Genomic DNA, 11,982 nt, shown 5'->3' on the forward strand with positions numbered 1-11,982 from the left:
CCCGAAGAAGAAACACCCCTGCTCGAGCTGTCACATCGAAGGAGCCCATCATGGCTGCGGATTCCGACAATTCGCAGATCCCCGCTATTCGCTCGTTTCAGTTCGATTCAAGTAGCGTCGGGGACCTGCGCAGCAGCGTCAATCTGTTTCGTGGCGACATCAATTTCACGCAGACCTTGCTGTCGATGCCCGGACGCCGCACCGGCGACAACCTCGATCTGAGCATCGCGCTGCTGTATCAGAGCAATGTCCTTCAGGATGCAACCACCTGGAACCTCGACGCGCCGACCAGCACACTCGGCCTCGGGTGGAGCATGCCGATACCGACGATCGTGCTCAACGGTACGGGTTCCCTCGTCGCTGCCACGCGTAGCTACAGCTACGTCAGCCAGAGCATCTCCACCGATCTCGCACGCGAGCCCGACAATCCGTTTGTCCTCTCGCTGGACGGCTCGCTAGCGGCGTTGCTCGGCAACGGTGACACGGTCCCGGCCGCGATCGTCGCAGCATTCGGTGCACTCGGCCTGCCATTGTCGGCAAACACACTCGTCACGCTTACGGGTTCATCGGCATGGCTGCTGGCCGACGGCGACAACCAGCAGCTATTCAATCTCGCGCTCAACGGCGACGATCTCGATGTGTTCGACGGTGGAGAGTCGTACCAGCTCGTCAACTATCAGTTCTGGAAGATTCTTTACTATCCCTGCTACGAGCGCTGGGTCATCGTCAACAATGGCGGCTTGAGGCAGTCGTTTGGCGGCGTGACGGCAAATACGCAACAGGGCTACGCAACCGCGGCAGGCAACAGTGTCGAGTGGGGTGTGCGCTGGTCGTCGGGCACCGACTCATCGGGTGCACCTGTTGCGCTGTGGCAGGGTGACAGCGCGCGAACCGAAGGACAGGTCCAGTACGCGTGCGCCTGGCACCTTTGCCAGGTCACCAATGTATGGGGCGACTCGGTCAGCTATCGCTACAACGACTGGCCGCGATTGTCCGATGGTTTGCTACCGACCGTCGAACAGCGCGTCGGCCCCGACGGCTTGCCCTATACGAAAGCGTGTTACCTGACCGGCATGACTGACGTATTCGGGCGAACCGTCCAGCTCACTTACGACGACAAGGAATGGAGCAACGCCACGCCGGAGAGCCCGCGCGAATATGCAGACCCGCACAAGGCCGTGCCGAACACCAACGCGAACGCTTACCAGGACCAGTACGAAACGCTGTACCTGCAAGGCGTCACCGTCCTGGACACGAGCGGCGCAACGCTGTTCACCTTTACCCTGGCGTACCAACCCTCCAGTCCGGCGGGCGGCGCGGGTAGTCCCGTTGCCAATGTGACGTCTTCGCAAGGCGAATTGTTCGGCGACACCTGCAAACGTTTTCTCACCGGCATCACACTCACCAATGCGAGCGGCGACAGTCTTCCCGGGCTCGCGTTCGACTACTACTTCGACGCGACCGGGGACGGTGCGAGCCCGGGTGCGCTCAAATCCATCACGTACAGCCAGGGTGCGATAGCAACGTACAGTTACACGAAGCAATCGCTCGATATCTGCAATCGCTCGTACACAGTTTCGCCGCCTTCAGGCGGAACATTCACCGGCGCCACACCGCGCGTGTTTTTCGGCGATGGCTATGCCGTGGTCACGTGGTACTCGCCGGCGAACGGCGCGTTGTCACTGCAGGTATACAGCTGGCTCGGCAACTGGCAACTGTGGCAACCCACCAGCGACAGCGTGATCTACAGCAACGCGGGCGCCGGGCTCACGCTGGACACGCTCGATGTGATCGCATGCGAAGATTTCTTCGCGCTTTCGTTCGTGCCGGGCGACGGCCAGAACAACACCACCGTGTATGTCTTTCAGAAAGACAATGCACGTCCTTCGCAGTGGGTAGCGGCAACCATCAATGGCACGCAGACCGGTCTGAATACACCGAGCCTTACCTACTCCGGAGCCAGCGGCAGCGTGGCACTGGAAGGCGGCAGCACGTTCCTGATCGCCGCCACCACGAACGCCGTGAACGGATCGACGTCCTATGATCGCGTGACCTGGCGCTGGAGCGATGCGGCCTGGACATGTGAAAGTTGTCCGCCGCAGCCGCAGCAACTGACGGTAACCGCCTGCAACGAGTACTACCTGCTACTCGATCTACAGGGCAACGTCTCGATCTTTGCGCTCGACGCCTGTCTCAACTGGAACGCCGCAGCGACGCTACAGATACCGAACTTTTCCGCATCCGATCCGAGCGATATTGCACTGACACCCTCCGACTCACTAGTGCTTGTCAGCAGTCTGACTTTTGCGGGCGCAACGGAGATCTCCTATACGCTGGCCATCGTCCAATGGGATGAGTTGTATCGCCCATTGCTGCCCGTACCGTCGTTCGACTTTACCGACGTGATGGACAGCAACTTCCCGATTAGCTGGATTCCCAGCGTGGTCGGCAATGAGCTCGTCGCTGTCTCCGGGCATGTGCTGCGCTTCAATGGCGCCACGTGGCTCGAGAATGACAGCCTGAACGTGTCATATGCTCCATCTGGCCTGCAGCAGCGCTATACGTATGGACCGGATTACGTTGCCCAGATTCTTGCGTACCCGAACGGTGGAGGCGACCCAGCGGCGCAGGTACTGTCATTCGATCCGGACACCGATTGCACCACGTGGACACGTGCACCGGTCACACCCACGCAGACCTTGACGAATCCGACGACGTTTTATGCCACTGCCAACTGGCCTTCGAGCGGCGGTACAGACTGGCTGACACTCGGACAGTACCTGTACTACCGGAACACAGCGTGCAGTTGGGACAACGTCATGCAACGCAATCCGCGCGCCGATGTTCAGGCGCTCGTTAATCAGGTGCTTGATGGCGACGGTGTTTATGTCCTGAACTCGGAAGCGGTGATCGACGAAGCGCCTGATTTTCTCGCGTATTACGTCTTCGATTCCGCAGCCGATAGCAGCGATCAGGTTGCGGCCACCATGCTGCGCAACGGTCGGGTATCGGTCAAAGCACAACCGTTTTCCGGACAGCGCATCTATACGAGCGAAGAGGGTGACACTGGCGCAGGAACCAGTCCCGGTGGAATGAACATGTTCGTCGCCTATCCAGGCGCAGACAGAGATTTCGACAACGCCTCGCAAATCATCCTGCACGCCTATGCGGGCGACGCTGTCGAAGGCAATCTGATTCACTACGCCGTCACAGGTCTCGCCGTCGACAACGGCCTCGGACAAACCAGCGCATACAGCTTCGTACCGGATGCGCATTCTGCAGCGTGCGATCCGACCGGTGAGGTCTTCAAGTACTACGAGGCGACCGTCTACCCCGGTACCAGTGATCCATCTCAACCGGCGTTTGGCTGGACGGTGAACCGGTATCTGAACGGCTTGAAGGTGCTCGACGGTGCCGACTTCTACAACATGCTCGACGGGCAGTTGCATCAGCAACAAACCTATGACGCGAACGGCAATCTGCTCGCCCAGTCGACCACCAAATGGCAAGTCTATCCGACCCGCGCGTCCTCCGCGGACGATCCACAGGCACCGGTTTTGAACCTGAATGGCGGCTTCCTGTGCCAGACCGCTCAGACCAGCATCGAGGATGGTGTGACAAGCACGCAGCACTCGCGCTATGTCGACAATGGATTTTCCGCACCGTTCTCGGGCCAGGTCGTATCGAGCCGTAGCACGACATATGGCGGCACAGGTCAGCTCGAAACGTTCACGGCCGACACACTCTTCGCCTATCAGGTCGATGAGACCAACGTGTCGGCGGCCATGCTCGCAACGCATCGTTTGAGCGACGTTGCGCAAGCCGTCACGTACTGGGAACGCGAAGGCGGTAGCCGCGTGGTCTCGCAAGCCACGGCGAGCACGTTCGCGAGCTTTGCCTCTGCGTACGGCGGCGATGTACAGGTACCGTCCAAGTCCGGTAATTTCGTATGGGACGGCACCGGTCACGTGCCGTTTCCATTCGGGGACTACCAGACCGGTGAGATACCCAAAGGCTGGCTGCCGTCGAATTTCGTGCTCGCCTACACGCCATACGGTCAACCTGCGCAGACGCGGGATCCGACCGGCGTCGTGCAATCGACGCAATACAGCATCGGCTCGACGTTTGCGGTTGCGCTGTTCACCAACGCGTCGCTGGCGGATGGCGAATGTGCGTATCTGGGCTTCGAAAGTTACGAGTCGACTAACGGCTGGAGCATCAACGGCTGCACGCCGGTGAGCGACGATGCGCATACTGGTACGGCTAGCCTGAGTCTTGGCGCCGCAGGGGAAGGATCGCTATCGGTTGGAATCACGCCGCCGAACATCGATACGACCTATCTGCTTGGCTTCTGGTACAAGACGCCGTCCGGCTTCACATCGACTACTGGCACCGGCTTCAGCGTGACAGTCACCGTCGATGGAGTCGCGGGTGAGCCGCTAGGCGCGGCATTCGCCGACACGAGCGGCATATGGACCTACCAGACGCTCGGCATTCCGATCAAGGCCGGGCAGCAAAGCGTCGCGCTGGATGTCGCGGCGGCCAACAACAGTAGCGATGCCGTACTGCTCGACGACATCTTCGTCGCGCCATTACTCGGCAAGATGTCGGCGCGCATCTACGATCCGTCGTATCGCCTGCTCACCGCGACGGTCGACGCGTCGGGCACCACGATGCGCCGTCTTTACAACGGGTTCCAGCGTCTGACCGCAACGACCGGCGCGGACGAGCAGGTAAAGACGATGTCGGTAGCGTTTCTGTCGCGTGAAGGAAATGCCAGCAATACCTTTGACGCCAGCGCACCGAATGCGGATCTGTCGCTGAGCCCCGCGGACGGTGGCGTACTCGAAACGTTTCTGAATGGCGACCAATGGCAACAGCACTGGTCGGCGAGCAACTATCCTGGCAACTGGAACCGTACGAACGGCACGCTGCAACACACCGCCACGACTTCCGATACGCTGAGCTGGCAAGGCGGCAATAGCGGTCATGTCGGCGACGCGACGAGCACCGCGCTCTACTTCGATCTGGTGACGAACGGCACGCTTGCCGGGCCGCTCGGTATCACGTTCGGTTCCGGGTACACGATCGCCTTCGATCCTTCCAGTGGGTTCTCATTCGCCGCGCCAGATGGCAGCACCGTGCAAAGCCCGCTTGGCACGCCACCCAACGTGCCTGCGCAATGGCTGCTCGTCATGGGCAACAGCAACGTGCTGTTCTTCGGCGATGGGCAACTGCTGTTCAGTGCATCGCTTGCTTGCGGCAAACCCAGTGTCGTTTCGCTGTCGACCGGCCCCAATGCATTTGCGCTGTCGAATCTGGCGATGCTGGCCGGCCCACGCATGAGTGTGGGCTTCCGCGACGCCTCCGGACAGAAGTGCCAGACGCACCAATGGCTCGGCAGCGATGCGGTCATCTCAGCTGTAATCTCCGACGCAATCGGGCGCACGGTGGCCATTACGCGGCTTGCGCCGGCGAGCTTCGGCAGCGGCGCGACGCTGCCGCTCCTGACCTTCCATACTGGCTTCGTCGACGTGAATGCTTTCCTCGCATCGATGCAGGACAGTTGGGTCATGACGGGCGATATCGCCGATTACTACGCCGGGCAAAGCGACGGTCCCGTTAGCCGCTCCAACGACGAAGGCTATCCCTACTACGGTTACCGCTTCGAAGCATCGCCCCGCAAGCGCCGCCTCGAACAGGGTGTGCCCGGTAAAGACTATGCGGTGCACGATCTGCAGGAAACCACACCGGCAACGCGTCAGACGACGCAGATCGGTTTTGGCGCGAACACCAGCGATGCATTCGGGTTACCCGAAAACTACGCCACGCAAACGGTGACCAGCCCCGTTAAAAACCAGTTGATGTCCCTGCGCGACACAAAGGGACGCAATGTCGCTGCGAGCATCAGTGACGAGACGGGTGCTGTCTCAGGACAGAGTCTCGCCAGTGTGGATTTCACTGCATCGGCGAGCAACACGTCGATCAGCGAACCCAACAGCTTCACGACCTCGCCGCAATCGGACTCCTCCGCTTTTGCGTCTCAACTGCAGCGCGACGGCGCGGGTAGAACCACGCAGATCACCGATCCGAACAGCGGTTTGACGTCGATCATTTGCGATGCCGCGTGCCGGCTACGCTTTGTACAACCGTCACTCGACCCAAACGATGTCGGCTTCATCTACTACCGGTACGACGCGCTCGGCCGCACAGTCGAGGAAGGCACCGTCGCGCAAACGTGGGACGTGACCACCCTGCAGAAAAAAGCCAATGACGCGTCATGGCCACATGGCGACGTACCGTTTACTGTCGTTCGCAGCTACCACTACGACGGCGACGGCAATGACCCGACGCAAATCGGTCGCAAGACCGTTGCATTGACGTTCAATCAGGCACCAGCGAACGTCAGTGGCGCACAGCCGGTTACGGTCCACGAACAGTTCACATACGACTTCGACGGCCGCGTGATTGCTGTCACGCTCGCCGTGGACGGACAACCGTCGGCGAGCGGCACGATAGCGTATGCGTACAACAATCTCGACCAGGTACTGCAGATCACCTATCCGGCCTCGTCGCCGCTGCGCAATGCGTTCTATGGCTACGATGCTGCCGCCCGGGTCGTGAGCATAGGTTCGTCGATCACGACGCCAACGGACATCGCGTCGTACACGTACACAGCAGATGGTGATGTCGAACTGGAGGTCCGCAATAACGGCGCACTAACAGGTGCATTCGAATACGCATCGCCGGGATGGCCGGCCTCGCAAAGCGTCACCGTGCAGGGCGCGAATGACGCTGCATTTACGCTCGGCTATGAATACTTCGCGAACGGCTATCCACAAAGCCGCACTCTAGCGCTGGCGTTCGACACGCCACAAACAACGCAAACCACCTACACATACGACGCCCAGGGACGTGTCGTCACAGCACTCGTCGGCGACTCGTCTATCGGCAGCGAGCAGATCGACCAGTACGATGCGAACGGCAATATCTGGTCGTTAACGCAGGACGGTAGTGCGGCTTACGCGTTCGAGAATACCGCCGGTACCGATCAATTGAGCACGCTTACTGTCGACGGCGGCACACCCACTTCGTTTGTCTATAACGCACGCGGCAATCTGATCAACACCGGTAGCGAAAGCATCGACTACGATCCTGCGCTGAACCTCGTGCAAGGCATCGCGACGGGCGACGGTAGTATGGCCGTGCGCTTTGCCTATAACAGCTTCGGCCAGCGCGTACTCAAGATGGTCAGCGGCGCTGCGCAGGCTGACATCACGTTCAGCGGACTGAGCCGCAACCCACTGACCGTGCAGCGCGACGGCACCTGGTCGGCGCTCGTCTACGGCCCGACCGGACTGATCGCCGCAGTCAGCGACCAGTGCTATTTCCCGCTCAACGATTCCGCGCATACGGTGTTCGCGACGGTCAACAGTCAGAACCAGCTTGTCGCGCAATTCGCCTATCGGGCATTCGGCTCGCTCGCTTCGGCGACAGGTTCGAGTCAGGACGCCGTGCCGTTCCGTTTCATGGGTAAGGAATACGACGACGAGACCGGACTCTATAACTTCGGTGCGCGCCTCTACTCACCCGATCTGCGGCGCTTTCTCGCGGCCGATACCGCGCGGCAATTCGCGAGTCCCTACTTATTTGTCGGCAACAACCCGCTCGTATTTGGCGATCCGAGCGGCAACAAGATGACCGTCGGTGCGCAGATCGGCATTGGTGTGGGCATGGCGGCGCTCGCCGTCGCCGGCCTCGTGCTGAGTTTCTTCACGTTCGGCGCTGCAGCAGTAGTCACGGCAACGGCTGAAGAAGGGATAGCCGACACCCTGGTAACAGCGGATTTGACCGCCGAACTAACCACCGAAACAACCGACACGACCGTTGCCGCAACAACTGCAGCGGAGCCCGCTGCGACGTCCACTTCATCGTCGATATTCAATGTCACCCTGCGAGTGCCGCAAGAGTTCCTTGGGCTCGCCAAAGCGGGAACCACAGTGGCCAACTTCGCCACGCAGATCACCACCAACACGATGTTTGGCGTCGGTACGGCAGGTTTTCAGTACGATTGCAGGCCGGGGCACGAATTCACGCGCAAGGGTTTCGATGAAGCACTCGCCGGGGGCGCTGTTAGCGGGGCAATATTCGGCGTGATGTCTTTTGGCGCCAGTCTGACTGCGGGTCCGGCACTGAAGGGAGTCAGCAACCTGTTGCTGCGCGGGACGCTGAAAATGATCATCAACGTGGGTGAGGGCATCACGGCGAACGATCTGACCCAGATCGCGACCAACGCAATCGAGCACCAGCCATGGAGCAAGGGGCTTGCGCAGGCGACGTGGGTCGGTGCCGCGGGCGGGGCACCGTTCGGCCTGGGTGACATCCTGGTTAACGACAGTTCGGAAATTTCGGATGCGATCTCTGATCGCTTTGGCAACTCACGGCGTGGTGAACCGGCGCCGGCGCCAGTACCTGGCGCACAAGCGCAGAATGTTCAGGCTGAGTTGCAGCTTGCGCGCAATGATACAAACGAGGTGACCGGGTTACTGACGGGTTCGTCGTTGAACCGGTCCTACGGCACCATGTCGGTTAGCTGAAGCGAACGCACAGGCGGACTCGATCATGCGAACGTTAGTCGGGATAAGTCATCAGCGCCGACTTACCCGAACCGTTCTCACCGATCAGCGTTTGAGCTTTTTGCGGCGAGTCGCCGATTTTTCCTTGCCCGTAGTCGTGAACCGTTGTGCCAGATCGAGCACGCGGGGCAGTTCTGACTCGCCGTCCAAGTAGAGCGTTTTTTCCAGTCGGCCAACTGTCTTCAGGCTGCGGACCATCACCTTGCCGCTATCCGGATAGGTGCAAACCTCATGCGGATCGTTCAAGCCCACGGCGAAGTAAATCAGTTCTTCGTCAAACGGATTGGCAAGTTGATGAGCGATGCCCGTACCTGCCGCACAAGAGATGCAATCGCCTGCACCGATCTCCTGGAGTGTGTCGCCGTAGCGAAGCACGCCGCGTCCCGAGAGCACAAAGAACACCTCGTCCTCGCGTGCGTGCGTGTGAAACGGACAGGCAGTTCGGCCGGGTGGCACACGTGACAGGTTAGCTCCGAGTCGACCGGGTATCGCATCGAGCGCAGGCGTAAGCGGCTTCCATGCGCTACCCCAGTGCTTACCATCCTTCTGCTCGATTTCCTTGACGTCGTTGACGTTCACGACAACGGGTGGTGTGGGTTTCTTTGTGGATGGTTTTTTCATATCGCGAGCTGATCATGGGTGTAGTGATCGCCAGATACCTAAAGACTTTCCTTCATCTGCCGATAGTCAGTCTCGGACTTGTTCGTTCGTCTCGGTAGAACGAGTACTCGTACGATCGGGAACCAGGAAAATCGTGTGAACCAAGGAAACATCAACGTGAGAAGAAGTATAGCCAAGTACGCAACCCTGTTCGTTGCCATCATTGCAGCAATTTATTTTTTGACGGATTTTTCAGAATTATTTTCTGGACCCTTCTTTTCAAGCCTAGTGGGCATGCTTATCTTCGGGGGCATTGCGTGGCTTTTGTGGAGACGATATAGATCGTTTCGTACCTACGAACAGCAAACCTACGAATGGTACGTTGCGCAGCATCCACCGCGCACCTCAAGTCGACCTGAGTGTATGAAATGCGGCGGCACATTTATGCAAACGGGCAGGCTCATGAGATTCACGTTTACTCGAGAGCATTCCTGTGGGACTTGTGGAACAGCACTTTACTACTCAGAGGAACGGTAGAGACCAGTAACGCTTTCCTGCTATTGCGCCTTGCTCAACGACGACTGTTGGTGGCAGGGCGTCTCCCATCGACGGCCTGCCACCAACAGAACAGCTAACAACTCCACCAGCTAGAAGTACAACGTAGCGCCGTACGGTGCGGAGTAGATGCTATAGCTACACTGCGGCGTAAGCGATCCACTCGCATTTGCCGAATTCCACGGCGGCGAAGCGATCTGTGTCTGATTGATGTCGTAGACCCCAATGTCGTAGGAATTAATCAATCCGTTCTGAGGGTACTGGTCACAGGTATCTATGCCATAGGCTTCCAGCACGCTACCAAACACCCATGTCAGCGAACCTTGCGGATTGGTATTGAGCGTAGTGCTTTGGCCTGTATGAAGGTCTTTAGACACGATCGCCCAGGTGCCGCAATTCTGAGTGCCTGCTGCGCAAGTCGAGTGCGTATCGCCAACAATCCCGTCACCGGCGGAAACATTGATCGGATCGCTGTGGTAAGTCGTGCCGCTCACGCAGCAGTTCCAGCTTGCCATGGTCCACGCGTGATCGTTGTAGCCATTCCACCCAAGCACCGGTTGAAGAATCGATACGACGTTAGGAAGCTGCTCGAGACCCGGGAAGAAGTACACAATCTGATTGCCGACGTTGCTAGGATTCGACGGCACAGTCCAGCTCGCTACGATGCGACCGATATTCGTCCCGCTCTCGTAGTTCGTGGACTCCACCCAGCCACTGATGCTCGGATTCGCGCTCTTCACCTGCGCACTGGTCTTGCCATTAACTTCGACCTTCGCGCCATTCATGGCGTAATGCGCCTGCGTACATAGCGCAGGTTTGCGAAGCGCCCCTTTGCTTTGCGCGATCGTGCCGTCCACGTTCAGCGTTTCTCCGGAGTGCACGGTCTGCACGCACTCGGGTGAAAAATATCCGTTGGGGGTAACTACGAAATTACTGGGTACCCCTTGCGGACGAAGGTTCTCCTTGAGCATACCAACCGACGTCAATTTCACATCGGCAGAAGCGACGCTTTGTGCTCTTGCTTCAGACAACCCGGCAACAGTCGTCAACATTAATAGCGAGGCAACTGCCCATGTGCTATTACGCCGCATAACATTCATCATGAATTTTTTCATCACACTCACGCTCCTGTCTTGTTTTAAGAAGACCATAGGGAAACCGCAACTGCGTTGCGGCACTTCACCGAGATTTACTAAGAGGCTGTGCTAAATGAACTTTGAGGTCGATCGATCCGGATTCGATCTATGTGGCCAAATCAGCTTAGTCCACGTATGACACTTTCACGACCTATTCATGTTGATAGTTAGGCGGGTCTCACTGCGTCGAATCGACACGTTCAGTAATTGGGAATTGAGTTTTCCTTGATCTTTGACGCAAGGAAAACTCCATGAAGAATCGATTCCTTCTGTCGCACGTTCACGACTACATCACCACGGAATCGTTTGATCCTCCCAGCGCGTGAACGTCCCTGTCGGGCTATCCGGACCAAGTAACGCAACACGCACTGCTTCGCGTGCGCCCTGCTCGACAGTATCGGTGCCTGCATATCCGTTGAGGTTCGTTTTCGTAAAGCCAGGAGAAATGGCGTGGACCTTGATCCCCTCCGGCTCCAGCTCGAGTGCCATAGCCACTGTCAAAGCGTTGAGCGCCGTCTTGGACGCCGGATAAACGGGCCCGAAAATCCCGCGATAGTGGAAGGCCGGATCCAGGTTCGTCGTCAGCGATCCCACACCGCTCGACACATTGATAATGCGGGCAGCCGGCGCCTTGCGTAGAAGCGGCAACATTGCCTGATACACAGCGAGAACACCAAACACGTTGGTATCCCACACGGCACGCATTTCGTCGAACGACACGTTACTCGGACGGGTCGTGTTCGAGTACTCCTCGACGGACTGGTTGGGCCGTTTCTTCGTATTCGAAATCGCAGCGTTGTTGATAAGCAGGTCGAGACGACCCAGCTCTCTGCCGATGCGCTCCGCCGCGGCAGCAATCGAAGCCTGATCCGTGACGTCGAGCTGAAGTGCGAGTGCGTCCGGCCCGACCTCTTTGGCCGCAACCTCGCCGCGCTCCAGATTGCGCGACCCGACCAGCACCGTGAAGCCGTGCGTGCCGAGATCCTTAGCGATCTGAAGACCGATCCCTTGATTAGCTCCAGTAACGAGAGCGATGCGTTTGTCATTCATAACAA

4 protein-coding genes are annotated in these 11,982 nt (G+C 58.6%); 1 reads left to right on the forward strand and 3 read right to left on the reverse strand.

What is annotated here, in order from left to right:
- Positions 1 to 50: 50 nt before the first annotated feature.
- The gene (locus tag FNZ07_RS04545; RefSeq protein WP_091011809.1) at positions 51 to 8,597 is read left to right on the forward strand and encodes an RHS repeat domain-containing protein; all 8,547 of its coding nucleotides are present in this window, start codon (positions 51 to 53) and stop codon (positions 8,595 to 8,597) included.
- A gap of 84 nt (positions 8,598 to 8,681) precedes the next feature.
- On the opposite strand, the gene FNZ07_RS04550 is transcribed toward FNZ07_RS04545, so the two are convergent.
- The 3 genes from FNZ07_RS04550 to FNZ07_RS04560 all read right to left on the reverse strand — a co-directional run bounded on the left by FNZ07_RS04550 (position 8,682) and on the right by FNZ07_RS04560 (position 11,977).
- Positions 8,682 to 9,215, reverse strand: coding sequence for a cupin domain-containing protein (locus tag FNZ07_RS04550; RefSeq protein WP_170275666.1), 534 nt, complete (start codon positions 9,213 to 9,215; stop codon positions 8,682 to 8,684).
- Positions 9,216 to 9,883: 668 nt separating this feature from the next.
- Complete coding sequence (locus FNZ07_RS04555) at positions 9,884 to 10,906, reverse strand: hypothetical protein (protein WP_143098066.1); 1,023 nt, start codon at positions 10,904 to 10,906, stop codon at positions 9,884 to 9,886.
- A gap of 312 nt (positions 10,907 to 11,218) precedes the next feature.
- A complete protein-coding gene (locus tag FNZ07_RS04560; RefSeq protein WP_091011815.1) occupies positions 11,219 to 11,977 on the reverse strand; it encodes an SDR family oxidoreductase in 759 nt (252 codons plus the stop codon).
- Positions 11,978 to 11,982: the final 5 nt, after the last annotated feature.

This window comes from Paraburkholderia megapolitana (genome assembly GCF_007556815.1).
Classification (GTDB): domain Bacteria; phylum Pseudomonadota; class Gammaproteobacteria; order Burkholderiales; family Burkholderiaceae; genus Paraburkholderia; species Paraburkholderia megapolitana.

Bases quoted from the DNA above. Each gene is read 5' to 3' on its own strand.
- FNZ07_RS04545 (WP_091011809.1), top strand. From the start codon at position 51: ATGGCTGCGGATTCCGACAATTCGCAGATCCCCGCTATTCGCTCGTTT.
- FNZ07_RS04555 (WP_143098066.1), bottom strand. From the start codon at position 10,906: ATGAAAAAATTCATGATGAATGTTATGCGGCGTAATAGCACATGGGCA.
- FNZ07_RS04560 (WP_091011815.1), bottom strand. From the start codon at position 11,977: ATGAATGACAAACGCATCGCTCTCGTTACTGGAGCTAATCAAGGGATC.